At 67.0% G+C, this 25,612-nt stretch carries 19 protein-coding genes; 9 read left to right on the top strand and 10 right to left on the bottom strand.

Features of this window, described 5'->3' with window-relative positions; all coding sequences use genetic code 11:
- Positions 1–61: 61 nt before the first annotated feature.
- From NTY77_08645 to NTY77_08600, 10 genes are all read right to left on the bottom strand, one after another.
- Positions 62–535: a hypothetical protein gene (locus tag NTY77_08645; protein MCX5795545.1), complete on the bottom strand. Its 474-nt coding sequence runs from the start codon at positions 533–535 to the stop codon at positions 62–64.
- 216 nt (positions 536–751) lie between these two features.
- A complete protein-coding gene (hemA, locus tag NTY77_08640; protein ID MCX5795544.1) occupies positions 752–1,855 on the bottom strand; it encodes a glutamyl-tRNA reductase in 1,104 nt (367 codons plus the stop codon).
- Between the two features lie 25 nt (positions 1,856–1,880).
- A complete protein-coding gene (locus NTY77_08635) occupies positions 1,881–3,833 on the bottom strand; it encodes a hypothetical protein (protein MCX5795543.1) in 1,953 nt (650 codons plus the stop codon).
- Between the two features lie 14 nt (positions 3,834–3,847).
- Positions 3,848–4,750, bottom strand: coding sequence for a DmsE family decaheme c-type cytochrome (locus NTY77_08630; GenBank protein ID MCX5795542.1), 903 nt, complete (start codon positions 4,748–4,750; stop codon positions 3,848–3,850).
- A gap of 147 nt (positions 4,751–4,897) precedes the next feature.
- Positions 4,898–5,695 (bottom strand): c-type cytochrome biogenesis protein CcsB, encoded by a 798-nt coding sequence (gene ccsB, locus NTY77_08625; GenBank protein ID MCX5795541.1) that lies wholly within the window; start codon positions 5,693–5,695, stop codon positions 4,898–4,900.
- A 1-nt stretch (position 5,696) separates the two neighbouring features.
- Positions 5,697–6,770: a cytochrome c biogenesis protein ResB gene (locus tag NTY77_08620; GenBank protein ID MCX5795540.1), complete on the bottom strand. Its 1,074-nt coding sequence runs from the start codon at positions 6,768–6,770 to the stop codon at positions 5,697–5,699.
- On the bottom strand, positions 6,754–8,667 hold the full coding sequence (locus tag NTY77_08615) for a cytochrome b/b6 domain-containing protein (protein MCX5795539.1): 1,914 nt from the start codon (positions 8,665–8,667) through the stop codon (positions 6,754–6,756). Before NTY77_08615 ends, NTY77_08620 begins: the two co-directional genes overlap by 17 nt.
- 187 nt (positions 8,668–8,854) lie before the next feature.
- The gene (locus tag NTY77_08610) at positions 8,855–11,587 is read right to left on the bottom strand and encodes a multiheme c-type cytochrome (GenBank protein ID MCX5795538.1); all 2,733 of its coding nucleotides are present in this window, start codon (positions 11,585–11,587) and stop codon (positions 8,855–8,857) included.
- Between the two features lie 36 nt (positions 11,588–11,623).
- Positions 11,624–12,367: a Crp/Fnr family transcriptional regulator gene (locus NTY77_08605; GenBank protein MCX5795537.1), complete on the bottom strand. Its 744-nt coding sequence runs from the start codon at positions 12,365–12,367 to the stop codon at positions 11,624–11,626.
- A 91-nt stretch (positions 12,368–12,458) separates the two neighbouring features.
- Positions 12,459–13,229, bottom strand: a complete 771-nt coding sequence (locus NTY77_08600) for a Crp/Fnr family transcriptional regulator (GenBank protein MCX5795536.1) — start codon at positions 13,227–13,229, stop codon at positions 12,459–12,461.
- Between the two features lie 185 nt (positions 13,230–13,414).
- Between NTY77_08600 and NTY77_08595 the strand changes: the two genes are divergently transcribed.
- The 9 genes from NTY77_08595 (at position 13,415) to NTY77_08555 (ending at position 25,598) form a co-directional block, all read left to right on the top strand.
- Positions 13,415–14,839 (top strand): citrate synthase, encoded by a 1,425-nt coding sequence (locus NTY77_08595; protein MCX5795535.1) that lies wholly within the window; start codon positions 13,415–13,417, stop codon positions 14,837–14,839.
- Positions 14,836–16,638: a phosphoenolpyruvate carboxykinase (GTP) gene (locus tag NTY77_08590; GenBank protein MCX5795534.1), complete on the top strand. Its 1,803-nt coding sequence runs from the start codon at positions 14,836–14,838 to the stop codon at positions 16,636–16,638. Before NTY77_08595 ends, NTY77_08590 begins: the two co-directional genes overlap by 4 nt.
- A gap of 59 nt (positions 16,639–16,697) precedes the next feature.
- The gene (locus NTY77_08585; protein MCX5795533.1) at positions 16,698–17,378 is read left to right on the top strand and encodes a tetratricopeptide repeat protein; all 681 of its coding nucleotides are present in this window, start codon (positions 16,698–16,700) and stop codon (positions 17,376–17,378) included.
- 11 nt (positions 17,379–17,389) lie between these two features.
- Positions 17,390–18,625 (top strand): isocitrate dehydrogenase (NADP(+)), encoded by a 1,236-nt coding sequence (icd, locus tag NTY77_08580; GenBank protein MCX5795532.1) that lies wholly within the window; start codon positions 17,390–17,392, stop codon positions 18,623–18,625.
- A 1-nt stretch (position 18,626) separates the two neighbouring features.
- Complete coding sequence (gene acnA / locus NTY77_08575; protein ID MCX5795531.1) at positions 18,627–21,308, top strand: aconitate hydratase AcnA; 2,682 nt, start codon at positions 18,627–18,629, stop codon at positions 21,306–21,308.
- A 189-nt stretch (positions 21,309–21,497) separates the two neighbouring features.
- A complete protein-coding gene (locus NTY77_08570) occupies positions 21,498–21,953 on the top strand; it encodes a multiheme c-type cytochrome (protein ID MCX5795530.1) in 456 nt (151 codons plus the stop codon).
- A gap of 2 nt (positions 21,954–21,955) precedes the next feature.
- Positions 21,956–22,708, top strand: a complete 753-nt coding sequence (locus tag NTY77_08565) for a 4Fe-4S dicluster domain-containing protein (GenBank protein ID MCX5795529.1) — start codon at positions 21,956–21,958, stop codon at positions 22,706–22,708.
- Positions 22,708–23,931 carry a polysulfide reductase NrfD gene (nrfD, locus tag NTY77_08560; protein ID MCX5795528.1) on the top strand — a complete coding sequence of 408 codons (1,224 nt, stop codon included), beginning with the start codon at positions 22,708–22,710 and terminating at the stop codon, positions 23,929–23,931. The genes NTY77_08565 and nrfD overlap by 1 nt, the downstream gene beginning before the upstream one ends.
- Positions 23,928–25,598 carry a cytochrome c3 family protein gene (locus NTY77_08555; GenBank protein ID MCX5795527.1) on the top strand — a complete coding sequence of 557 codons (1,671 nt, stop codon included), beginning with the start codon at positions 23,928–23,930 and terminating at the stop codon, positions 25,596–25,598. The genes nrfD and NTY77_08555 overlap by 4 nt, the downstream gene beginning before the upstream one ends.
- Positions 25,599–25,612 lie beyond the last annotated feature (14 nt).

The following is a 25,612-nucleotide window of genomic DNA, read 5'->3' as shown; positions in this document are numbered from 1 at the left end:
GGCCAAAGGGCCCAACGCTGGGACGTTGGGCCCCGGAGGAGGACGACGGCGAAAGGAGTTGCTATTTCGCTTGGGCGTCCTTGGAATCCGTCTTGGGCGCGGCCTTGTGGCATTTCATGCAGCTGGTCTTCGCGTTGAAGATCTTCTTCTTGCTGTCACCCTCGCCGAATTCCTTCTTGCCGTCGTGGCAGAAGCCGCAGCCCTTGCCGGCGTACATGTCCGCCATCTTGATGCCGGTCTCGCTGTGCTTCTGCGCGAAGAGCGGCGTCTGGCCCTCGTGGCAGTCCTTGCAGGTGAACAGCTTGCCGTGCTTGGCGTGGGGGAAGTTGACCGGCTGCATCTTGCCGACCTTGTCGAGCTTGATGAATTCCGGCGCTTTGACAGAGGCCTCCGCGGCTGCGGGAGCCGCCGCGGCCGCCTTGGTCTTGTCATCGGCGGCTGGGGCCGGGGCGTCGGCGGCCAAAGCCAGTTTCCCGACGAGACAGCCCGCGGCCAAGGCCGCGCCCAAAGCCAGATAAGAAGACGTTCTTCGCATACTGAATCCTCCCGTTAAGTAGGTTGATGGACGAAAATTCAAGTGCGGCCGCACCCGGCCCGCGGTCCGGACGCCGTCCGCCGGCGGCAGCGCCCCGCCGGAGCGGGCGGGAAAGCCGGCCGGCGCGGCCTGGCGCTTACGACGCAGTAAGGCGGCCGGCCTCCCGGCCCGCCGTCAACGAAGGTGGCGAAATGGATGGATTCGGACATGATCGGCCTACCTGGCGCCCAAGGACGGAGCCAGCGCGCGGGGCGCCGGCTCCCGGGACAGGATCGCGCAGAATTCTGCGGTCAGCCCGGAGACGATGTCCTCCGCGGCCTGGAGCTCGCCGCGGCGGCGGGCCAAGGTCTCGGAGATGACGGCTTCGAGGTGGTCGATGTTGTAGAGGTGCACGCCCGCAATGGACGCCGCGGCGGGGTCCACGTTGCGCGGCACGCCCAGGTCGATGACCACGAGGGGCCGGCCCTGGCGGGACTCGGCCAAGGCGGCGAGCCGCTCCTTGGTCACGATGTAGTGGGGGCAGGCGGTGGAGGCGATGATGACGTCCATCTCGGCGATGGCGGCCATGCCCGCCTCGAGGCTGACGGCGCGCGCGCCGTACTGGGCGGCCAGCGTCCGGGCCCGCTCCACGTCGCGGTTGGCGATGGTGAGGGCGGCGCCGCGGCTCTCCAGCATGTGCTGGGCCGCGGTCTCCGCCATCTTCCCCGCGCCCACGAGCAGGATGCGCCGTCCGTCCTTGCCGGCGGGCAGGACCTTCTCGGCCATGGCCACGGCTGCGCCGCCGCAGCTGCAGATGCCCTGGGCGATGCCGGTGCGCGAGCGGACCTGCTTGCCCGCGCCGATGGCGGCCTGGAAGAGCTTGTTGAGGAGCTTGTCCGTGTGGCCGGCCTGCTGGGCGGTCTGGTAGAAGGTCTTGACCTGGCCCAGGATCTGGTGCTCGCCCACCACGATGGAGTCGAGGCCCGCGGTCACGCGGAAGAGGTGGCGCACCGCGGCCGCGCCGCGCCGAACGAAGAGATGGTCCGCGCACTCGGGGCAGCGGCGGATGAAATAGGAGCGCAGGAGCGTCTCGGCGGCCTGGGCCTGCGGGGCGCTGGCGTAGATCTCCAGGCGGTTGCAGGTGGAGAGCACGGTCACGCCGCTCAAGAAGCCGTGGCCGCGCAGTTGGGCCAGCACGCCGGGCAAAGACTCGGCGGGGATGGCCAGCTTCTCGCGGACGGCGACTCCGGCCTCGCGGTGGCTCAGGCCGACCAGGACGAGGTCGGCCCAGGAGGTCAGCGGGCGGCCGTCTTGGACGTCTGCGAAGGTTTCGCCGGGCATAGGGTTAGTTTAGCAATTTTCGATTTTAGAATTTCGCGCTGAGACCCAGGTCGAAGGCGTCGTCGCGGCCGTCGTTGGCGCTGTTGACGCGGTCAATCCAGGATTGGCGCCGGTAGCCGGCGCGCGCCGAGACGTACTTGTTGAGCTCGTAGCGCGCGATGAGTCCGAAGCGCAGGATGCGGACATCCGAGGGAGTCCAGGCTTGGAAAGTCCTCCCCGGGGTGCCTGTGAAGTATGGGTCGAAGGCCCCGTTGGTCAGGAATCGCCCTTGGGAGTCGGTGTATGAGGCGTCTCCCGTCATGGCCAGTCTCTCGATGGGCTTGATCGTGGCGTTGGCGCTGAGCACGTGATTCTTGTAGTTGAAGGGGGCCTGCACGATGTGGATGTTGGGATTGGCTGCAGTTCCGGCGGCGTCGCCGACCCAGGCGTCTACCTTGTCCGTGCCCTCCTCGAAGGTGTAGTACAATCCGGCCGAACCCTGGCCCTTGAGGGAGCTCCAGGACAGGCCGGTCATGAAGGTGTCCACTACGCTGTGGAAGTTCGTGAGGTTGGTGCGGGTGTTCTCGCTGTGGCTGTCCGTGACGCTGCCGGTCCAGCTCAGGCGCTGGGGCAACGGGACGGTGATGGTGGCGCTGGGCTCGTGGCGGCGCGTAGGCATGTTGTCGTAGGCCGCGTAATTGGCCATGAGGTATTTGTCGCTGAGCTCCAGCTCGACGTCTTGGGGCAGCTCCATGGTGATGCCGGCTTCGAAGTTGTGCTTCATGTCCTCGAACGCGGCCTGGACGCGCTGGGTCCCTCCCGGCACGGTGCCATCCTGATAGCGAATAGACGCCATGCCCTGAGGCACGAAGAACTGGAGGTACTCGGAGTTCGTGCGGCGCGTGTAGGCGGGCTTGTAAGCCGCGGTGATCGACGTATGGGAGATGCCCGAATAGCGCGCGCTGAGGTCGGCTTTCAAGAAGAGGAAGTTGATGTGGCCTTGCGGCGTGGTCGCGTTTGGTGCGACGCCGGCGTAGGCGGCGTTCTCCTTGATCTGATCGGCGTCCTCGTAGAGCCGGGCCGTGAGCGATAGATTCTTGCTCGGCCGGTAGGCGGCGGAGAGATTGCTGGCATAGATGTACTGGTTGAACCCATTGAACCTGTTGTAGCGGGTGCGCGTGGTGGCTCCGCCGGCCACGGACAGGGCGGCGCTGGGGTTGTAGCGGAAAGCGACCTTGCTGGCGTTCACATTCTGGTTGGGAACATCCCAGCGTCTGGTGGCATATAGTGCAAATAGGTTGGGAGGCTGCTGCGCCATGTCGACGAATTTTCGGGCGGCAAACTCATAGTAGGCCTGGCCCTTGTCCGAGATGTCCAAGTCTACGCCGAATTTATTCTCCTGGGTGAAGCGGTCCACCGTCGCCGGCCAGATCTTGCTGTCGCTGCCGTCGCGCACAGCCCGAGTGCCCCGGTCCGTCATGTTCCAGTTGTCGGCGTAGAGGCGGTACTCGGGATGGCTCGGCAAGGACAAGGTGACCTGCTCGTGCTGGAAGGTGCGCTTGAAGTAGTTCGAGGAACCGGCGGTGTTGTCGACGTAGTTCGGGTTCCTGATCCAGTTGTTGTCGACGACGAGGCCGCCGGGCATATAAGGCATGCGGGCGGTGATGATATTGAAATCACCTTTGAGGTTGACGGCCGAGCCCCAGGAGAAGGCCATGCTGCCGTTCTCATTGGTGCTGCGGATGTCGTTGACGCCAAGGTCGAGCAGGGCGTTCTTCCAGCCCGTGCGCAGGAACAGGTCCATTTCCACATAGTCGTAGGTGCGCCCTTGGAACATGCGCACGTAGTCCTGGTTGCCCTGCGGCGAGTGGTGGACGAGGCGGGCCTCGCCGCCGGCCTGCGTGGCTGAGGGCTCATCCTGAGCCTGCGCGCGGCAGGGCCAAGCCAGGAGGAAGGCGATAAGGGCTGAGGTCAAGGTCATGGGGATCATGCGTTTCATCGTTCCTCCAGAAATCAATGTCTGAACTCGCTGCCGTCGTCGCTGCCGTGGATCTTGAAGTGGCAGTTGGTGCAGGTCTGGCGGGTGGCCAAAGCTTTGACGGCCGTCACGGGCGTGGTGTAACCGGGGCTGTCGCTGTGATGGGCGTTGTGGCAGGTCAAGCAGAGGTTCGGCACCGCCTGCTTGAGCAGGTTGTTGTTGGTCGAACCGTGCGGCATGTGGCAGATGGTGCAATCCTCGGCCACGGGCGGATGCTCCTGGGCGAAAGGCCCGGCTTTCTCCGCGTGGCACTTCAGGCAAAGCTCACGGGTGGACTCGGCGTTCAGGTTGCGGAACTCTCCGCCGTGCGGGTTGTGGCAGCCCGCGCATTCCATCTTGCCTTCGATGATGGGGTGGTGGAAGGGCAGGTTGATCTCCATGCGCTTCTTCTTGTGGCAGTCCAGGCAGACCTCGCTCTTGGGCTTCGGCGCGCCCTCGCCCTCATGGATCTTGTGGCACTGGGCGCAGGCCAAGCCCTGCTGGTTGTGCGCGCTCACCTTCCAGTTGATGACGGCCCGCTGGTTGTGGCAGGAGAGGCAGCGCTCGTTGCTCTCGGCCGAGATCTTTGTGGTCGCGAAGCCGGGGTTGCTCTTGTCTCCGCCCGCGGCCGCGTGCAAGGAGCCGGGGCCGTGGCAGGACTCGCAGGACTTCTCGAAGGGGACGTTCTTCATGGCCGGCATCTTGCGGCCGTGCCAGGACTTCTTGAAGGCTTCGGCGCGCTCGGCGTGGCAGCCCGCGCAGACCGTGGCGCCCACTTCGGTGGCCGCCTCCGTCTTCGCCGTCTCCAACTTGACCGTTTCCTCGGCGCGCGCCAAGCGCGACGTCGCCAGGATGCAGGCCGCGACCAGGATCAGAAATCGTCCGCCGGGATTGCGCATCGTTGAATCCTCCATAAAATACCCTGTAAGTTTAACAGTGCATGCCTTCATGCCGCTATGGCGCGTGCCATACCACAAGTATGATTTTCGTCATATATGGGGAAAGTAGGAAATGGGAGTCAAAGGGACGTCAAACGAACGTCATGTTCAGCGCGCGCCCGCGTAGGAGTGCATGCTGCTCATGAGGTAGTTGACCCCGAAGTAGGTGAAGAGCACCACGGCGAAGCCCGCCACGGAGAACCACGCCATGCGGCGGCCCTGCCAGCGGTGCGTCCGGCGCAGGTGGATGGCGGCGGTGTAGACCATCCAGGTGATCAGCGACCAAGTCTCCTTCGGGTCCCAGGACCAATAGGAGCCCCAGGCCTCGTTGGCCCAGACCGCGCCCAGCACGATGCCCGCGGTCAGCAGCACGTAGCCCAGGGACATGGAGCGCTCGTTGAACAGGTCCAGGCTCACGGCCGTCTCGTGGAAGCTGCGGCCGTGGTAGACCGTCAGATAGACCGCGGAAGCCAGGAAGGACAGGGCCAAGGCCGCGTAGGCCAGCATGATGACGCTCACGTGCAGGAGCAGCCAGTTGGACTGCAGGGCCGGCACCAGAGGGGCGATGGCGGAGTCGAGCAGGGCGCAGACCGCCAGCAGGACCAGGCTCAAGCCGGAGGTGGCGGGGCCCAGCCACTCCCCGGGAGCCAGACGCCAGAAGGCGGCGCAGAGCCCGGTGATGCCCCAGGACATGCTGACCAAGGACTCGAACTGGTTGGCCATGGGGGCGTGCCCGGAATCGTGCCAGCGTTGGGCCAGGAAGACCGTCTGCAGGACCCAGGCCGCGGCCAGGGCCGCATGCCCTATCTTGCGCAGGGCTGGCCGCGCGAACAGGTAGGCCGCCGCGTAGGCGATAAGGGCGGCCAGATAGCAGGCGAAGCAGAGGTTCAAGATCTTCGCACTCATCTTAGGGGCGCCTCCTCATTGTGCGCAGGAAAGTCCAGAGCAGGCCGGCCGTGAGCAGCAGGAAGCCCGCGTAGACCACCGGCACGCCCGGGTCGCGGCTCACCAGCAGGCTTGAGAAGCCCGGGTTCTCCGGGTCGTAGCCGGCCTGGTAGAGGGTGTAGCCCTTCCAGCGCAAGGGCTTGTTCACCTCGATGGCCCGCCGCCCCGCCACCCAGCCCGCTTCGAGCAGAGCCACCTCGCTGCGGAACTGCTTGACCTGGCCGGGCGCCAGCTCGTAGGCGACCTCGTAGCGGCTCTTGGGGTCCGCGTGGAAACTGGGGAAGCGCGCGAAGGCCCAGTGCTTCTCCACGCCCTGCGCGTCCGTGATCTCCAGCCGCAGGGCCGGGTTGTTGGGCAGCTGCGACCGCGTGGCCGGGCCGCCCTGGTCGATGACGAAATCCGGGAAGAAATCCAGCGCCGCGACGCGCACCGCGCCGTCGCGCAAGGCGGCCGCGGCTCCCACCTGGACCTCGGCCGTCTCCTTCCAGCCCGCCTTGCGGTCCGTGATGGTGAGGCGGTGGAGCCCGGAGCCGTAGAAGTCGATGTGGAAGTCCTCGAGCTTGACGGAGAACGGCAGCGTGAATCCCGGCTTGCCCTCGACCGAGTCCTTGGTCTGGCCCACGTTGAGGGGCAGGCTGCCGCGCCGGCCCGCGAGCCCGGTGATCATGCCGCCGGCCAGGATGGTGAAGACGGCCGCGTGGGTCAGGAGCACGTCCCGCCGCGCGCCCGCGTGGATCTGGCGCTGCCAGGTGCAAAGGGCCAAGTTGAGGCCCAGAAGGCCCAGCAGGAATGTGAAGAGACCGGAGTGATAGATGTCGTCGAGCCGGCAGAGCGTCAGCAGGCCCGCCCAGGGCCCGAACCGGCCGGCGTACCAAGCCGGCGTCTCGCCCTGCGGGACGAGGGTCCCGGCCGTGCTCAGCAGCATGAGGGCGGGAAGCAGCCAGTAGAGCAGGCGCGGCGAAGCGAGGAATCTTGCGCCCCGCTCCGCCGGCGCTGCGGGCCTGCGGCCTTCCTTTATATTATGGCTGCTCGTCATGGCTCGCCTCGGCTGAGCCGAGCTTGAGCTTGCCTGTGATCCAGGCCCAGTTCATGGGATAGACGTCGATGTCGAACACGGTCCAGTAGCCATGCCAGACCAAGATGGCCAGGCAGGCCAGGATGGCCTCCATGAAGTGGATGAGCAGGCATAGGTCTATGCACCATTTGGGCAGTAAACGCAGCGAGACGTCCCGGAACCAGGCCACGCAGCCCGTAGCGACCATGACCCCGCTGCCCCAGACCAAGGCCAGGTACTCGGCCTTCTCCATGTAGCTGAATCGGCCGAAACGCGGGGGCAGTCCTCGCTGCAGGAGATTGTACCGCTGCAGCCGCAGGAAGTCCAGGAAGTCCTGCCAACGCGGGAACATCTCCCGGACCTCGCCTCGGCCTTCTTTGGCCATGGCCAGCCAGGCCGCATGGTAGGCCCCCAGGACGACGAAGACCACGGCGAAGGCGCGGTGCAGCCAGGACCGCCAGTGCGCGCCCGCAGCACCCGAGAAGACGTACCGGGCCAGGACCGACTCCGGGAAGGTGTGGCAGAACCCGGTGTAGGCCAGGCCCGTGAAGGACGCCAGCAGGACCAGGTGCTGGAGCCGCTCGTTGAGGCTCAGGCGCGGGGCCCGGGGGTCGTGGGCGTGCGCCGAGGGGCCCAGCAGGAGCTTGCGCTTGTGGTCCAGCAGGTTGTGCGCCAGCATCCCGCCGATGGTGAGCACGATGAGCAGGATGTAGCTCTGGCGCACCAGGCGCATGACCTGCTCGGGGAGGTCGCGCGCGGCCGCGGCGGCGGAGGTGTGCACCTTGCCCAGGTTGACCAGGTCCCCGGCGCGGGGGTGGCAGGCCCCGCAGGTCTTCTGCAGGTTCCGGGGGTTGACGGAGGAGTCGGGGTCGTTGGAAGGCAGGATGTCGTGGTGGCGGTGGCAGGAGGCGCAGTTGGCCGCGGCGAGGTTGCCCGCGGTGAAGGCCACGCCGTGGTATCCGTCCCGGTAGGCCTTGGCCTGGTCCAGGGGCATGCCGAATTTGGCGATGAGCTTCTCCGAGCCGTGGCAGCCGCTGCAGGTCTTGACGATGGAGCCGGTGAAGACCATGGAGCCGGGTTCGCGCTGGCCCTTGATGTTGTGCTCCCCGTGGCAGTCCGTGCAGACCGGGGCGTCCTTCACTCCGGCCGCGGACTTCTTCCCGTGGATGGATCGGGAGTAGAGGGCCAGAGGCCCGGGATGGCAGCGGCCGCAGGTCTTGGGGATGTTGAACCTGTTGGCGCGGCTGCGGGAGTCGCTGGAGAAGTCGAGGCTGTGGCCGCCGTGGCAGTCCGTGCAGACCGCGGCCTTCGGGTTCTTGCCGATGAGATGGGCCTTGCCGTGCACGGTCTGCGCGTAGCTGGCGAACGGCTCCACGCCGAACTTGCCCTTGAAGTCCATCTTCTTGTGGCAGGAGTCGCAGGTGTCGGGGATGCGGGTCCGGCTGACCGGAGAGTCCGGGTCGGAGACCTTGCGCAGCTCATGGGGGGGGCCGTGGCAGGCGACGCACAGGGCTGCCCCGGACTTGGTCTTGAGCAGGAGCTTGCCGTGGTCCGAGGCGCGGATGGCGCCGGAGCTCTTCTGGTGGCAGCCGGCGCAGGAGACCGCCGGCGCCTTCTTGGGGTGGGGCACTTCGTCCTTGCCCTGGTGGCAGCCGGCGCAGCCCAGGGCCTGGTGCACCGAGCGCGAGAACTTGGCGGCCGCCGCCTGGGGTGCCTGGGCCGCCATGTCCTTGTTCTGGTGGCAGCCCAGGCAGGCTTCCTCGGCCGCGCGGGCGCCGGCGCAGAGCAGCAGCAGAGCGGCCGAAGCGGCCAGCCTCAGAGTCCTAGCGGGCTGCTGACAAACCCGCCAGAGATCTCCGCTCGCATACCGTATACACACTGTGGCCGGCCACAGAGTGTATACGGTCCCAAAAACGAACTGGCGAGCCGAAGGCTCGCCAGTCGCGCCGAAGGCGCCATCCTTCGTTCGACCGATCGGATGGGTTCTGCCGCCGCGCTTGCGCGCGTCGGTTGCGCCCGGCAAACGGCCGCCGGGCGCTCGCAGAACGGACTTTATCAGCAGCCTGCTAGCGATAGGCGAAGAGCATGGCATAGATGATCCCGATGATGATGCAGAAGCCCGCGCCCAGAGCGCCCCAGGCGAAGACGCGCAGGGTCTTCACCAGGTAGAGGGGCAGGGGGGCGGAGGTCCGCTCGGAGAGCTTCCCGGCGGCCTGGACCGCCTCGTACTCCTGCGGACGCTCGCGGCTCATGTCTTCCAGGGGCATCTGTCCGGTGAAGACGACCAGGTCCATGGGGAACTTGTCGGGCCGCAGGTGGGTGTTGAAGAAGTGCACGGTGAAGATGAAGCCCGTGGCCAGCAGCGCCTCGTCGCTGTGGATGATGGTGGCCACGTTGATGAGCCAGCCGGGCAGGACCCGCGTGAAGGTCTCGGGCATCCAGAGCATCAGCCCCGAGCAGCCGATGATGGTCACGCCCCAGAAGACCGCGAAATAGTCGAACTTCTCCCAGTAGGTCCAGCGTCCGTAGCGGGGGTGAGGCCCGCGTCCCAGATACCACTTGAGGGTGTCCCGGAACTCCGCGGCGTCCCTGAGGGTCGGGAGCATGGTGTCGGGCCCCAGGAGCAGGGCCTTCCAGGAGCCCGCCGACTGGAGCTTGCGCGTGAGCAGGTCCCAGACGTGGGTGCTGAACAGGCCGAACATCAGCAGGGCGGCCGCGCGGTGGATGAAGCCGGCGCTCTCGAAGCCTCCCAGCAGGCGCGAGAGGGCCTGCGCCCACGGGGTGTAGGAGAACTTCAGCGTCATCCCGGTCGCGGCCAGGCAGAGGAAGGAGGTGATGAGCAGCCCGTGCAGCCACCGGTACATCAGCGGGAAGCGCACGAACTGGGGCCGCGCGGGGTCGTAGGGCTTGGGGGGATGCTCGCGGCGCAGCTGGAGCGCGCGCGGCAGCCAGAGCAGCGTGTGGAGCCAGAAGAAGCCGAAGGTCCCTACCAGCAGGGCGGTCATGGCCCAGAACGTGCCGAAGATCAGCGGGTACTTGTACGGGTCGTGGTGCGTGGCGTGGGTCAGGTAGCCCGCGAAGCGGCGCGTGGCTCCCGGGTGGCACTTCTGGCAGGTCTCCACGATGTTGCGGCGGCTCAGGTGGGAGCGCGGGTCGTTGATGTTGAAGATGTCGTGGGCGCCGTGGCAGTCGTGGCACTTGGCGGTCTTGGCGTAGCCGAGCTGCGAGACCTTGCCGTGGTAGGTCTCGAAATAGGACTTGGCCACACCTGCGTGGCAGCCGCCGCAGCGGGACATGACGTCGAGGCGGAAGCCTTCCTGGTCCGTGCGGCGGATGGTGTGCGCGGTGTGGCAGTCGTTGCAGCCGGGGACCTTCTTGCCGGGCCCGGCCACGGCGGGGGAGTGGGCGCTCTGGATGTATTGGTCGTAAACGCCGAAATGGCACTGGGAGCAGGTCTTGGCCACGTTATCTTTGTTGACCGTGGAGCGCGAATCCGAGGCCGGCAGCTCGCCGTGGGCGGTGTGGCAGGAGGTGCAGGTGGCGGTGACCGTCAGGCCGCTCTTGAGCAGGCCCTTGCCGTGCACGCTCTCGATGTAGCTCCGGGTGATCTGGTGCTGGGTGCCCTGGTAGCGCACCGCCGCCTTCTCGCCCTCCCGATGGCAGCGCGCGCAGAGGTCCGGGACCTTGGTCGGATAGGTCGCGGAGCGGCTGTCCTTGCGGCTGAGGATTCCGTGCTTGCCGTGGCATTCCACGCAGGCGGGCGCGTTGCGGTCGCCCTTGGCCAGGAGCGTGCCGTGCACGCTGCCGCGGTACTGCGCCACTTGGTCGTTGTGGCAGACGGAGCAGTCCACCGGCCGCGCGGTGTCGCAGGGGCGGTTGTGGGACGGCGTGACGCTGGCGTGGCACTGGGCGCAGGCGATCTTGGCGTGCACCGAGCCCTTGGCCTGGGCCGCGTCCACCGTCATGGGGCGGCCGTCGCGGGACTTGAGGCCCGGCTGGGAGTGGCAGCGCTGGCAGTCGCGGTCGGCCATGCCCTGGTCATAGAAGACCTTGCGCGCCTTGTGCGGCTGGTGGCAGTCCACGCAGACCGGGACCTTGTTGGGAGACTTCTCCCAGAGCTGGCCGTTGATGATCTTGCGGTGCTGCTCCTCGATGAGTGCGTGGCAGCGCTCGCAGGTCTGGGTGATGTTGCCGCGGGCGATGCTGGAGCGCGGGTCCGTGTGCGGGAGGATGTGGTGGCTGCCGTGGCAGGAGGCGCAGGTCGCGGCCACGCTGAGGCCCTTCTTGAGCAGGCCCTCGGCGTGGATGCTCTCGGAGTAATTCTCCAGGATGTTCTGCTGGTGTATGTGCCTCTGCTTTTGGACCGGGGAGCCTTCCCGGTGGCAGGAGCCGCAGACAAAAGGGATCCGGACGGGGGAGACCGCGGAGGCGGGGCTGCGCACCGGGACGATGTCGTGGCTGCCGTGGCAGTTCTGGCAGCGCGGGGCCAGGGAGTCGCCCTTGGCCAGGGCCTTGCCGTGCAGGCTGTCGTCGAAGAGCTTCTGCGGCTCGGCATGGCAGGAGCCGCAGGCGACCGGCGGGGTCTTGGGCTCATGCGGGTAGCCGTCCTTGCCCGCGTGGCAGACCGTGCAGCCGAGGTCCTTGTGCACCGAGGCTTGGAGCTTCGCCACCGGCATCTGGGGCGCGCCGCTGGCGCGGTCGGCGTGGCAGCCCAGGCAGGCCTCGTCCTCAGGGGTGCCGGCCGCAGCCGGCAGGCAGAACAGCAGGGCGGCCGGTATGAGGAGAATCTTCCGATTCATGAGCGCGGAGATTCTAGCATGTCAGGCCCCGCGCCTCTAGCTCTCGCGGGCGACGCTCTCCAGGGCGGTCCGGTTGCGCACCGTGATGTCCTTGCCGTTGAGGCGGATGAGGCCGCGGCTCTGGAAAGAGGACAGGGTCCGGATCACGGTCTCCGGGGAGAGGCCCAGGTTCTGGGCGATCTCGCGGCGGCTGTAATCGTACTTCCCTTTGCAGGGCAGGGCGGCCACCGGCGCCGGCGGCGGCTTGATGGTGAGCAGGAAGTTCGCCAGCCGGGATTCCGAGGAACGGAAGGCGAAGCCGAAGGCGCGGTCCATGGTCCGGCAGAGGAATCGGCTGACCCGGCGCAGGAGCCGGCGGTGGAGCTCCGGCTCATGGTCGGCTAGGTAGTCCATGAGCTCTCGCGGCAGGAAGCAGACCACGGACTCCCGCATGGTCTCGGCCGAGGCGCAGTAGGGCTCCGCGCCCAGGTAGGGGACTTCGCCTACGAGGTCCCCGCAGGAGAGGTACGCCAAGGTCAGCTCGCGGCCGCGCTGATCCGACTTCGTCATCTTGACGTCGCCGACGCAGAGGATGAACAGGCCCTGGGGCTGCTCTCCCTCCTGGAAGATGTACTGATGGGTCTTGTAGCGGCGCATCTGGCGCTGGGCCCGGAAGCGCTTCAGGGAGCCGGGGGATAGGAAGTTGAAGAAGCAGCGCCTGCGGCAGTCGCAGGAGCGGCAGTGCTCGCCCGGCTGGAATGGGCAGGTCAAAGCGGGGGCCGGCGTCCTTTTGTATCCCATAGGGAGCAATACTATAACGCGCGCCGGAGGAATCAACAATGATAGGAGGCACCTGAAAAGTATGACTCCGGTCAGGTCTCGGGAGGACGGCTCAATGCTCCGCGGCGACGGTCTCCAGCCCGGGGCGGTTGCGTATCTCGATGGCCTTGCCGTCGAGCCGGATGAGGCCCCGGCGCTGGAAGGATGACAGGGTCCGGATCACGGTCTCCGGGGAGAGCCCCAGGTTCTCCGCGATCTCCCGGCGGCTGTATTCGAACTTGCCGTGGCAGGGCAGGGCCACCGCCGACGCCGGCGGCGCCTTGATCGTGAGGAGGAAGCTGGCCAGCCGGGAGTCGGCCCCCCGGAAGGCGAAGCCGAAGGCGCGGTCCATGGTCTTGCATACGAAGCGGCTGACCCGGCGCACCAGCCGGCGCGAGAACTCCGGCTCGTGGGCGCTGAAGTATTCGACCAGCTCGCGGGGCAGGAAGCAGATCACGGACTCGCGCAGGGTCTCGGCCGAGGCGCAGTAGGGCTCCGCGGCCAGGAAGGGGACCTCCCCCACCAAGTCCCCGCAGGAGAGATACATCAGGTTCAGCTCGCGGCCGCGGTCGTCGGCCTTGGTCATCTTGACGTCGCCGACGCAGAGGATGAAGACGCCCTGAGGCTGTTCGCCTTCCTGGAAGATGAACTGATGGGCCTTGTAGCGGCGCATCCGGCGTTCGAGACGGAAGCGCCTCAGGGATTCCGGCGAGAGGAAATTGAAGAAGCAGCGTCTCTTGCAGTCGCAGGAGCGGCAGTGCTCTCCCGGCTGGAAGGGGCACTCCAGGGCCGGCGCGATCGTTCTCTTGTATCCCGTAAGACGTGAGTGTAGCAAAATAATCACGTGACGAGAATCTCCGTCCAGGTATGACCTCTGTCATTCACAAGATCGGTGCCAGGGGGGTATACTCAATTAAAGGGAAGCTTGGGCCGCTGCATCCCAGTAAGAGATTTGTCATTTAATTGATTCGGGTCCGGTAAGCTTATATGGGGGGAAGAGGCGTGGGCCGACCCCGAGGGGAGGATGACATGTCCGATTCGAGCTCAGGCGCCGCCGGTGGGACAGCCGCGAAGAAGCCGATCCTGGCTCCGAAGCCGGCCGCCTGCCAGCAAAGCAACGGAGATGTGGCGCAGCACGCGGCCAGCATCACCATCGACGGCAAGACCTATGCCCTGCCGGTGCTGGAAGGCACGGAGGGAGAGCTGGCCGTGGATATCTCCGGGCTGCGCGCCCAGAGCGGGGTCATCACCTACGACCCGGGCTACGGCAACACCGGCTCCTGCAAGAGCGCCATCACCTTCATCGACGGGGAGAAGGGCATCCTGCGCTACCGCGGCATCCCCATCGAGGAGTTCGACCGCCCCCATCCCGATTTCCTAGAGATCGCCATGCTGGTCATCTTCGGGGAGTTGCCGACCCGGGCGGCCCTCGACCGTTTCCGCGCCATCTGCACGGCCAACGCCAACCTCGACGAGAGCATGAAGCACCATTTCGAGGGCTTCCCGGTGAGCGCTCCCCCCATGGCTCAGCTCTCCGCCATGATCAACGCCATCTCCTGCTTCCATCCGGAGTTCTTCACCCTCACCAACGGCACCACCTTCGAGCAGGCCGCGGCGCGCGTCATCAGCCAGATCCGGACCGTCGCCGCCTACTCCTACCGCCGCTCCCGGGGACTGCCGCTCATGTACCCCAACCCTGCCCTGCGCTACTGCGCCAACTTCCTGCACATGATGTTCTCCATGCCCTACAATGACTATGTGGTCGAGCCCGAGGTCGAGGACGCCCTCAACCTGCTTTTCCTCCTGCACGCGGACCACGAGCAGAACTGCAGCACCGCGACCGTGCGCATGGTGGGCTCCAGCCAGGCCAACCTGTTCGCCTCCTGCGCCTCCGGGGTCTGCGCGCTCTGGGGGCCCCTGCACGGGGGAGCCAACCTGGCCGTCATCGAGATGCTCGAGCTGATCCACCGCGGCAACAAGAAGCCCGAGGACTGCATCGCCATGGCCAAGGACAAGGCCAGCGGGTTCCGGCTCATGGGCTTCGGGCACCGGGTCTACAAGAACTACGACCCCCGCGCCAAGATCATGAAGAAGTGCTGTGACCGCGTGCTGGGCAAGCTCGGCATCCAAGACCCTCTGCTGGACATCGCCATGAGGCTCGAGGAACTGGCCCTCAAGGACCCGTATTTCATCGAGAAGAAGCTCTATCCGAACGTGGACTTCTACAGCGGCATCATCATGCGGGCCATCGGCATCCCCACCAATATGTTCCCGGTCATGTTCTCCATCGGGCGCCTGCCCGGCTGGATCGCGCAGTGGAAGGAGCAGCATGACGATGCCGCCAAGCGCATCGCGCGGCCCCGCCAGATCTATATCGGCGAGCAGACGCGGCATTACGTCCCGCTGGAGCAGCGGGACCTGCGCGTCCCGGAGTCCGGGGAGGCCGCGCAATGAGCCAGCACGCGAGACTTGAGACGTGGGTCCGCGAGATGGCGGAGCTCTGCGGGCCGGACCGCGTGGTATGGCTCGACGGCTCCGAGGCCGAGAAGGAGCGGCTGGAGGCCGAGGCCGTGGCCTCGGGAGAGCTCATCCGCCTGAGCGCGCAGAGATTCCCCGGCTGTCTCTACCACCGCACCGCCTCCAATGACGTGGCCCGCACCGAGCATCTGACTTACATCTGCACGAAGGACAAGGCTGACGCCGGCGCGACCAACAACTGGATGTCCCCGGACGAGGGCTACCGCCGGGCCGGGGATATATTCCGCGGCTCCATGAAAGGCCGCACGCTGTACGTCATCCCCTTCTCCATGGGCGCGGTGGGCTCTCCGTTCTCCAAGATCGGCGTGCAGTTGACCGATTCCATCTACGTGGTCCTCAACATGCGCATCATGACGCGCGTGGGGACCCCGGTGCTGGAACAGCTGGGAACGGACGGGGAGTTCACCAAGTGCCTGCACGGCAAGGCGGACCTGGATGACAAGCGCCGGCTCATCCTGCACTTCCCGGAGGACAACGCCATCTGGAGCGTGGGCTCGGGCTACGGCGGCAACGCGCTCCTGGGCAAGAAATGCCTTTCTTTGCGCATCGCGAGCGCCCTTGCCCGTCGGGAAGGCTGGATGGCGGAGCACATGCTCATCCTGGGAGTCGAAGATCCCCAGGGCCGAGTCGAGTACGTGGCCGCGGCTTTCCCCAGCGCCTGCGGCAAGACCAACCTGGCCATGCTCATCCCGCCCGCAGGCATGAAGGCCAACGGCTACAAGGTCTGGACCGTGGGCGACGACATCGCCTGGCTGCGCATCGGACCGGACGGGCGGCTCTGGGCGGTGAACCCGGAGGCGGGGTTCTTCGGGGTGGCGCCGGGCACCAACTCCCGGAGCAATCCCAACGCCGTGGCTACGGTGCAGCGCAACACCATCTTCACCAACGTGGTCCTGGGAGACGATGGCTCGGTCTGGTGGGAATCGGGCGACGGGGCGCCTCCGGCCTCGGGGAAGGACTGGCGGGGGCAGGCTTGGAAGCCGGGGATGAAGGACGAGAAGGGCGCTGCGATCCTGGGAGCGCATCCCAACAGCCGGTTCACGGCCCCGGCCCGGCAATGCCCCTGCATCTCACCCAAGTGGGAGGACCCGCAGGGAGTGCCCATCTCCGCGATCGTCTTCGGCGGCCGCCGGGCGCGCTTGGCCCCTCTGGTCTACCAGTCCTTCAACTGGGAGCATGGGGTCTATGTCGGCGCCACCATGGCTTCCGAGCGCACGGCCGCCCAGGTCGGCAAGCAGGGAGAGGTCAGGCGCGACCCCATGGCCATGCTGCCGTTCTGCGGCTACAACGTGGCCGATTACTTCGCCCACTGGCTGGCCATGGGCAAGAAGCTCTCCCACCCGCCCAAGATCTTCCACGTGAACTGGTTCCGGACGGATGCGGGCGGGCGCTTCCTGTGGCCCGGGTACGGGGACAACGCCCGGGTCCTGGAGTGGATCCTGGGACGATGCCGCGGCGAGGGCAAGGCGCGCAGCACGCCCATCGGATTCGTCCCGACTTTCGATGGTCTCGATCTCGAAGGGCTGGACCTGCCTCGGCCGGCGCTGGAGGAATTGCTGGCGGTGCGGCAGGAGGATTGGAGGGCGGAGCTCGCGGAGCATGAGACGTTCCTCGGCTCGCTGGGCCCCAGGCTGCCCATCGAACTGGTCTGGCAGCGGGAGGCTTTGGCCTGGCGTCTAAGCGGCAGCGCGGTGCCGGTGCCTCAGGGAGGATAAGAACCATGGAGCCATTGGAATGTCCGAGCTTTGGAGGCCAAGTGCGAACGAGGAGACCCGTGCCCGATGACCTGGCGATCGACGTCGAGAAGGCCTGCGTCTGGATCCCCCCGCAGAACAAGAAGCTCAAGGAGATGGTGGCGCTCCTGGAGGAGCGCTTGCGGCGCGATCCCGGCGATTTCTGGTCCTGGGACAGCCTCGCGAACCTCTGCTTCAGCGAGGGGTTCGTGCTCCAGTCCATCGGGATCTACAAGAAAGCCCTGGAGATCCGGCCGGACCTGGCCGTGACCCATCTGCGCCTGGGCATCGCTTACTACCGGCTGGCCCGGCTCGACGACGCCATCTCGGAGCTCGAGCTGGCGCTCGACTGCAACCCGGAACTGGCCATGGCGCATTATTATCTGGGATTCGCTCATTACCATAAGGGCCATTCCGAGGAATCTTTGGGCCATTTCCAAAAGGTCCATGAGCTCAGCCCGGAGACGCGGATCGTGCTCTACCATATGGCCGAGACCTATCTGCAGGAAGCGCGGTTCCAGGAGGCGCTCGGACTGCTCCAGAACCTGGTGCGGTTCAGCAACGGCTCCGCTACGGCCTGGTACAAGCTGGGCCTGGCGCTCTTCGGGCTCAACCGCAACACCGACGCGGTGAAGGCCTTCCGGGAGGCGTTGCGCTGCAATCCCCAGGACAAGCGGTCGGCCAATATGGTCGAATTGATCACCGACGTCCCCGACGTCTGAGCCTGGGCCTTATGGAAAAGCTCTCGACCGCCGGCGCCGTCCCGAAGGAGGGGCAGCCCATCACTCTATCGGGCGGCCGCCTTCAGGTCCCCGCCCGTCCCGTCGTCCCCTTCATCGAGGGCGACGGCATCGGCACGGACATCTGGCCCGCCGCCCGGCTGGTGCTCGACGCCGCGGTCGCGAAGGCTTACGGCCGGGAGCGCCGCATCGCCTGGCTCGAGGTCCTGGCTGGGGAGAAGGCCGCGGCCCGTCTGGGCCCGGGCCGGCACCTGCCCGAGGAGACCTTGGCCGCCCTGCGGAAGTACCGGGTCTCCATCAAGGGACCGCTGACCACGCCGGTCGGCGGCGGCATCCGCAGCCTCAACGTCACCATCCGGCAGAAGCTCGACCTCTACGCCTGCGTGCGCCCGGTGCGGTGGTTCCCCGGGGTCCCGGCGCCGGTCCGCCATCCCGAGAAGCTCGACGTGGTGATCTTCCGGGAGAACACGGAGGATGTCTACGCGGGCATCGAATGGGCTTCGGGCTCGCCGGAGGCCGGGCGGGTGGCGGATTTCCTCGCCCGGGAGATGGGCGTGCGCCTCGCCGACAAGTCCGCCATCGGGATCAAGCCCATGAGCCCGGGCAACAGCAAGCGCCTGGTGCGCGCCGCCATCCGCTATGCCCTGGCCAAGAAGCTGCCCTCCGTGACCATCGTCCACAAGGGCAACATCATGAAGTTCACGGAGGGGGGGTTCCGGGACTGGGCTTACGAGCTGGTCCGCGATGAGTTCCCGCAAGAGACGGTGACGGAAGCCGGCGGGACCGCGGCTGAGGGCCGGTTGCTCATCAAGGACCGCATCGCGGACAGCATGTTCCAGCAGGTCCTTCTGAGGCCCGACGAATACTCGGTCCTGGCCACGCCGAACCTCACCGGCGACTATCTCTCCGACGCCTGCGCGGCGCAAGTGGGCGGCCTGGGAATGGCTCCCGGAGCCAATATCGGCGACGGCATCGGGGTCTTCGAGGCCACGCACGGCTCCGCGCCCAAGTACGCCGGCAAGGACGTCTCCAACCCGAGTTCCTTGATCCTCTCCGGGGCCCTGATGCTCGAGTTCATGGGCTGGCAGGAGGCGGCGGCTGCGGTCTTGCAGGCCATGTCCGCCACCTTCGCGGCCAAGACGGTGACCTACGATCTGGCGCGCCAGATGCCGGACGCCAAGGAGCTCAAATGCTCCCAGTTCGCCGACGCGGTGGCCGCCAACCTCTGACATGGGCGGCATTTCGATGATTTCCGGCGCCCGCAGCGCTTTGGTCTCCGGCGGCGAGGCCTGGGACCTGTTCCGCTTGGAGTCTTTGGCCGCCCGTTACCCCATCGAACGACTGCCCTTCTGCCTGCGCGTGTTCCTGGAGAACCTGCTGCGCCACGACGCGCGCGGCGAGGCGGTCGCGGCCGTGGCCGGTTGGGCCGAGACGCGCCGCAGCGGCCCCGAGACCTCGTTCATGCCGGCCCGCGTGCTCATGCAGGACTTCACCGGCGTGCCCGCGGTCGTGGACCTGGCCGCTATGCGCGAGGCGGTCGGCCGCCTGGGCGGCGACCCTCGGCGCATCAACCCCCTGGTGCCGGTGGACCTGGTCGTGGACCATTCGGTCCAGGTGGACCGCTACGGCGACGACGAGGCCTTCGCCTGCAACGCCCGGCTGGAGTACGAGCGCAACCGGGAGCGCTATGCCTTCCTCAAATGGGGGCAGAAAGCCTTCGCGAACCTGTCGGTGGTGCCGCCGGAGAGCGGGATCGTGCACCAGGTCAACCTGGAGCACCTGGCGCGCGTGGTCTGGACGCGGGAAGAGGACGGCCGGCGCCTGGCCTATCCGGACACCTTGGTCGGAACCGATTCCCACACCACGATGACCAACGGGCTGGGCGTGCTCAGTTGGGGGGTCGGCGGCATCGAAGCCGAGGCCGTCATGCTCGGCCAGCCCATCGCCATGCTGGTGCCGGAGGTGGTGGGGGTCCGCCTGACGGGCCGCCTGCCGGAGGGCGTGACCGCCACGGACGCGGTGCTGACCCTGACCGCGCTGCTGCGCCGCAAAGGCGTGGTGGAGAAGTTCGTGGAATTCTACGGCTCCGGCGTCGGGTCTTTAGCCGTGGCGGACCGGGCCACTTTGGCCAACATGGCGCCGGAGTACGGCGCCACGGTCGGCTTCTTCCCGGTGGACTCCCAGACTTTGGACTACCTGGCGCTGACGGGCAAGCCGGAGGCCCATATCCGCCTGGTGGAGGACTATTGCCGCGAGCAAGGCCTCTTCCGGACCGACTCGGCGTCCGAGCCGCAGTTCTCCGACACCGTGGAGCTCGACTTGGCGGCGGTGCGGCCGTCCATCGCCGGCCCCCGGCGTCCCCAGGACCTCGTGCTCCTGGCCGAGGCCGGCGGCGCCTGGGAGAAGTCCCTGCAGGGCTTCCTGAAAGGCGTGCCCGAAGCTCAGCCCAAGGTCCGCATCCAGGTCGAGTCGGGGGACCGCCGCGGCGAGCTCGGCCATGGCAGCGTGGTCATCGCGGCCATCACCTCCTGCACCAACACCGCCAATCCCGCCGCCATGATCGGCGCGGGCCTGCTCGCGCAGAAGGCCGTGGCGCGGGGCCTGAAGTCCGCGCCCTGGGTCAAGACCAGCCTGGCGCCGGGCTCCAAGGTGGTCATGGACTACTATCGGGAGGCGGGGCTCATCGAGCCCCTGGCCCGGCTCGGCTTCCAGCTCGTGGGCTTCGGCTGCACCACCTGCATCGGCAACTCCGGCCCCTTGGAGCCGGCCGTAGTCGAGGCCATCAAGCGCAACAAGCTCGTCGTGGCAGCGGTGCTCTCCGGCAACCGGAACTTCGAGGGCCGCATCAACCCCCACGTCAAAGCCAGCTTCCTGGCTTCGCCCATGCTGGTCGTGGCTTACGCTTTGGCCGGTCGCGTGGGCATCGACCTGACCACGGAGCCGCTGGGCCGCGACGCGGAGGGGCGCCCGGTCCTGCTGCGGGACATCTGGCCGACGGATGCCGAGATCGCGCAGACCGTGCGGCGGGCGGTCAAGAAGGAGTTCTTCGCCTCCGAGTACGCCTCCATCGGCGAAGGCGACGAGCGCTGGCGCGCGCTCGCCGCGCCCGGCGGAGACCTCTACGCCTGGGACAACGCCTCGACCTACGTGCGCAGGCCGCCCTATTTCGAAGGCTGGGACGGCGGCCCGCGCCCGGTCACCGACATCCGCGGCGCCCGGGCTTTGGCCTGGTTCGCGGACTCCGTCACCACCGACCACATCTCTCCCGCCGGCGACATCTCCCAGGGGTCGCCGGCGGGCTGCTACCTCCAGGAGCGGGGGGTGCAACCGTCGGACTTCAACTCCTATGGCTCCCGGCGCGGCAACCATGAGGTCATGATGCGCGGCGCCTTCGCCAACATCCGCATCCGCAATCTCCTGCTCCCCGGCTCCGAGGGCCCTGAGACCCTGCATCTGCCGGACGGTCAGCGCCTGCCGATCTTCGACGCGGCGCTGCGCTATCAGAAGGAGGGCGTGCCCCTCGTCGTCCTCGCCGGGCGGGAGTACGGCTGCGGCTCCTCGCGGGATTGGGCCGCCAAGGGTCCGGCGCTGCTGGGCGTGCGCGCGGTCCTGGCCGTGGGCTTCGAGCGTATCCACCGCTCCAACCTCGTGGGCATGGGCATCCTGCCGCTGCAGTTCTGCGACGGCCAGGACGCGGCGTCTTTGGGGCTGACCGGCCGGGAGCTCTTCGATGTCTCCGGCTTCGCCGCCGGGCTCAAGCCCCGCCAGCGCGTCACCGTGGACGTCGCGCGGCCGGACGGCGGCCGGGGCTCCTTCGAGATGGTCGCCCGCATAGACACCCCGGCCGAGGTCGAGTACTATCGCTGGGGCGGGATCCTGCCCTACGTCCTCAGCCGGCTCATGCGGCCCTAGGCGGCCGCCCCTCCTCCGCGTGAAAACAGCGCGCCGCCCGGTGCATGGGGGTTACCAGCCGGGCGGCGCAGAGACTACTATACCTCGCATCGCCTGGTTCCGCTATGACCAGCATCATCCGCCCGCGGTGCGGCCGGTCAAAGCCCAAGGCCGGGCCCGTTATGATATGATTGGCGACGCGGATCCGGCATGAAAGACATCGAACATCTCCTGCGCGTGGCCGCGGTCTTCGTCCTGGTGATATCCGCCTTCTTCGCCGCGCGCCATTTCCTGGTCCCGGAGACCTTCGGCAAGTACGGCCACTACCGCGCCGCGGCCGCGACGGAGATGGCGTCTATGCCCCTGCACTACGCGGGCGAGCCGGCCTGCCTGCGCTGCCACCCGGAGCAGGCCAAGGCCAAGGCCGGCGCAGGCCATCGCGGCGTGCATTGCGAGAGCTGCCACGGCGCGCTGCTGGCCCACGCCCAGAATCCCAAGGCCGTCAAGGCAGTCAAACCCAAGGAGGCGGACATGCGCGCCTTCTGCGGGATCTGCCACGCCCGGAACATCTCCCGGCCGGCCAAGTTCCCCCAGCAGGACCTTGCGCAGCACAACCCCGGCGTGGCCTGCAGCCAATGCCATAACCCGCATAACCCGAAACCATGATGATGAGCCGCAGGCAGTTCCTCAAGAGCGCCGCCTTGACGGCATTGGCTCTGGCCGGCCGCGCCGTGGCCGCGCCGCTGGCCGCCGCGGAGAAGTTCTTCCACGAGCCGCCTTGGAAGAGGAAGAAGCCCTACTGGGCCTACGCCATCGACACCACCAAGTGCATCGGCTGCGCGCGCTGCGTGGGCGCCTGCAAGACCGAGAACGACGTGCCCCGCGAGCCGTTCTATTTCCGCACCTGGGTGGAGCGCTACGTGATCCGGCGCAGCGGCGAGACCAACGTTGATTCGCCCAACGGGGGCCAGGACGGCTACCCGCCCGTGCGCGACCCGGGCGAGGTCTCCAAGAGCTTCTTCGTACCCAAGCTCTGCAACCAGTGCGAGCATTCGCCCTGCGTCCAGGTCTGCCCGGTGGGCGCCAGCTACAAGACGGAGGATGGGGTGGTCATGGTGGACCGCAAGTACTGCATCGGCTGCCGCTACTGCGTCCAGGCCTGTCCTTACGGCTCGCGCTACTTCCATCCCGTGCTGCAGGTCGCGGACAAGTGCACGCTCTGCTACCATCGCATCCAAAAGGGCTTGCGGCCCGCCTGCGTGGAGGTCTGCCCGACCGGGACCAGGATGTTCGGCGACCGCAGCGACCCGGCGAGCGCGATCTCGAAGTTCATGGAGACGGAGAGGCTCATGGTGCTCAGGCCTGAGATGGGGACCGAGCCCAAGGTGGCTTATAAGGGCCTGGACAAGGAGGTGCGCTGATGCCAGCAGGCCTCCTGGAGTCTTTGCGCGCCGCCCTGCCCCATGTCACCGGCTTCATCTACCCCAACGAGCTGGAGCTGCAGTGGAGCGTGCTCATCGTCCTCTATCCTTACCTCACCGGCCTGGTCGCCGGAGCCTTCATCCTGGCCTCGCTGGAGCGGGTCTTCAACGTCGCCGCGGTCAAGCCGACCTACCGGCTCTCGCTGCTCACGGCCCTGGCTTTCCTGCTCATCGCGCCCTTGCCGCTGCAGGCGCATCTGGGGCATCCCGAGAGGTCCTTGGAGATCTTCATGACTCCGAACACCTCCTCGGCCATGGCCATGTTCGGTTTCGTCTACACTTGGTACCTGATGGCCGTGCTCCTCATGGAGATATGGCTGGACTATCGCCGGGAGATCGTGGAGTGGTCGCGGACGGAGGCTTTCTGGCCGAAGCGTCTCTTCTATAAGGTGCTGACCTTCGGGGTGACCAACATCTCGCCGCGGTCTTTGGAGATCGACGACAAGCTGGGCAAGGCCATCACGGTCATCGGCCTGCCCTCGGCCGTGCTCCTGCACGGCTACGTGGGCTTCATCTTCGGCTCGCTCAAGGCCAACCCCTGGTGGTCCACGCCGCTGATGCCGGTCATCTTCCTGTTCTCGGCCATGGCCTCGGGCATCGCCGGGGTGCTGCTCATCTACATGTTCCTGTGCCGGTTGCGCCGGGTGCCTATCGACATGCCCTGCCTGGATACGGTGGCCAAGTATCTGCTCACCGCCATCATCGTGGCCTTCTCTTTGGAGATGCTGGAGACCATCCAGACCGCCTATGAGGCCAAGGACCACTTCGACATCATCACTTTGCTCGTCGAAGGCAAGCTCTTCATCAGCATGTTCATCGTGCAGATCGCCATGGGCTCGCTGGTCCCCATGCTGGTTCTGGGGCTCAATCAGCTGTTCCTCTTCCCGGAGCGGGTGCGGCGGGCCTGCTACGCGGTCTCCGCCGGTCTTTCCTTGATCGGGATACTCGCCATGCGTTGGAACGTGGTGATGGGCGGACAGCTCTTCTCCAAGAGTCTGCGCGGCTTCACCACCTACAAGCTGGAGCTGGCTGGCCGGGAGGGCCTCCTGGCCGCGGCGGTCCTCACGGTCCTGCCTTTGTTCGTCCTGGCTGCGCTGCTCTATCTTCTCCCGCCTTGGGCGCACGGGGGCTCCGCCCGGGCCGCCAAGTCGCCGTCCGCATGAGGATGCGCGTCGAGCCCCGTCTCCTCAAGATCCTGGCCGGGGTCGGACTTGCCGGCATCCTGGTCTTGGCCGGGCTGATGAAGTACTCCACGAGCCCGGTTTTCTGCCGCTCCTGCCACATCATGGAGCCGTACTACAAGGCCTGGCATTCCTCCAAGCACAACCACGTGGCCTGCGTGGAGTGCCACTATCCGCCCGGCTCCCCGAAAACCCTGCTTTGGAAGAAATTCCAGGCCCTCTCCCAGGTGGTCAAGTACGTCACCCGCACCTATTCCTCGAAGCCCTTCGCCGAGGTCAACGACGAATCCTGCCTGCGCTCCGGCTGCCACTCCACGCGCCTGCTCCAGGGGAAGGTGGTCACCAAGGGCGGCGTCCGCTTCGACCACCGGCCGCACATCACCGAGCGGCGCCGCGGCCGCCAACTGCGCTGCGTCTCCTGCCATTCCCAGGTGGTGGTGGGCAAGCACATCGAGGTGACCTACGACACCTGCTTCCTGTGCCATTTCCGGGGCCGTGGCGAGGGCCGCAAGCTTGAGCCGCTCGGCGGCTGCCTGGGCTGCCACGAGCTGCCCACCCGGTCGTTCAAGCTGGGCAACATGACCTACAACCACCGGGACTTCGTCACGCGCCAGGGGATCTCCTGCCAGAACTGCCACGTCGAGGCGGTGCAGGGCAAGGGCCGGGCGCCCGAAGACCGGTGCCTGCTCTGCCACAACCAGCCCGAGAAGCTCTCGCGCTACGGCGATATCCCGTTCATCCACGACAACCATGTCACCAAGCACAATATCGCCTGCTTCCACTGCCACGAAGAGATGAGGCATGGGTTCCCGAAGTCGGAGCAGCCGCTCACGCTTCCCGGACAGCAGGCCGCGGTTCCCGCGCCGGCGCCGGAGTCCGACAGGCATCCGCCGAGCCTAGTCTTCGACTGCAGCCTCTGCCATGAGGACAAGCACCTCAGCCAGCTGCAGCTCTATTCAGGCAAGCCTCGGCCGGAGCTCGGGTCCCTGCCGGAGCTCCCCAGCCCCATGTACCTGGCCCATGTGGACTGCAACGGCTGCCACTATCAGGGCGAGAACAAGGCGGCCGCGGATTTCAGCGGCCGCACCATGAAGCCTTCGCAGGATTCCTGCGTCAAGTGCCACGGCGCCAAGTTCCGGGGCATAATCGAAGAGATGCACGCGGAGCTCGCCTCGGCCCTGGCCAAGGCCGCCGAGAAGCTGGCGGCCGCCCGCGCGGCCCTGGCCAAGCAGTCTCCGCAGTCCGCCGAGGCCCGCGCGGGAGTGCGGCGGGCCGAGCGGCTCCTCGCATTCCTGCGCGCGGCGCATGGGGAACACAACATCTACCTGGCTTCGGTCATCCTGCGCGCGATCGACCGCGAGCTCGGAGAGGCCGGCCGGCGGCTCAAGGCGGACCTGCCGGATATATCGTCTGAGTCCATGCTTTCGGGCGCTTACTGCGCCAAGCAGTGCCACGGCCGCATCGGCGTGAAGGTCCCTCCCGAGACCGTGCGCTATGCCGGCAAGACCATGCCGCACATGGCTCATACCGAGATGGCGGGCTGCGTGGACTGCCACGACATCGGCGGCCACAAGCGCGTGCCTCTGCGGCGGGACTATAAGACGCAGTGCGCCAAGTGCCACGACGGCAGCGCGGCTCCGAAGCTGTAGGAGCAGCCGGTCGC

This window comes from Elusimicrobiota bacterium (genome assembly GCA_026388095.1).
Taxonomy (GTDB): Bacteria; Elusimicrobiota; Elusimicrobia; order UBA1565; family UBA9628; genus UBA9628.
Note: the sequence above shows the minus strand (reverse complement) of the source record. Positions and strands in the feature narration are given on the sequence as shown.

Coding starts and splice junctions, on each gene's coding strand:
- NTY77_08645 (MCX5795545.1), bottom strand. CDS start 535: ATGCGAAGAACGTCTTCTTATCTGGCTTTGGGCGCGGCCTTGGCCGCG.
- hemA (MCX5795544.1), bottom strand. CDS start 1,855: ATGCCCGGCGAAACCTTCGCAGACGTCCAAGACGGCCGCCCGCTGACC.
- NTY77_08635 (MCX5795543.1), bottom strand. CDS start 3,833: ATGAAACGCATGATCCCCATGACCTTGACCTCAGCCCTTATCGCCTTC.
- NTY77_08630 (MCX5795542.1), bottom strand. CDS start 4,750: ATGCGCAATCCCGGCGGACGATTTCTGATCCTGGTCGCGGCCTGCATC.
- ccsB (MCX5795541.1), bottom strand. CDS start 5,695: ATGAGTGCGAAGATCTTGAACCTCTGCTTCGCCTGCTATCTGGCCGCC.
- NTY77_08620 (MCX5795540.1), bottom strand. CDS start 6,770: ATGACGAGCAGCCATAATATAAAGGAAGGCCGCAGGCCCGCAGCGCCG.
- NTY77_08610 (MCX5795538.1), bottom strand. CDS start 11,587: ATGAATCGGAAGATTCTCCTCATACCGGCCGCCCTGCTGTTCTGCCTG.
- NTY77_08605 (MCX5795537.1), bottom strand. CDS start 12,367: ATGGGATACAAAAGGACGCCGGCCCCCGCTTTGACCTGCCCATTCCAG.
- NTY77_08595 (MCX5795535.1), top strand. CDS start 13,415: ATGTCCGATTCGAGCTCAGGCGCCGCCGGTGGGACAGCCGCGAAGAAG.
- NTY77_08590 (MCX5795534.1), top strand. CDS start 14,836: ATGAGCCAGCACGCGAGACTTGAGACGTGGGTCCGCGAGATGGCGGAG.
- icd (MCX5795532.1), top strand. CDS start 17,390: ATGGAAAAGCTCTCGACCGCCGGCGCCGTCCCGAAGGAGGGGCAGCCC.
- acnA (MCX5795531.1), top strand. CDS start 18,627: ATGGGCGGCATTTCGATGATTTCCGGCGCCCGCAGCGCTTTGGTCTCC.
- NTY77_08570 (MCX5795530.1), top strand. CDS start 21,498: ATGAAAGACATCGAACATCTCCTGCGCGTGGCCGCGGTCTTCGTCCTG.
- NTY77_08565 (MCX5795529.1), top strand. CDS start 21,956: ATGAGCCGCAGGCAGTTCCTCAAGAGCGCCGCCTTGACGGCATTGGCT.
- nrfD (MCX5795528.1), top strand. CDS start 22,708: ATGCCAGCAGGCCTCCTGGAGTCTTTGCGCGCCGCCCTGCCCCATGTC.
- NTY77_08555 (MCX5795527.1), top strand. CDS start 23,928: ATGAGGATGCGCGTCGAGCCCCGTCTCCTCAAGATCCTGGCCGGGGTC.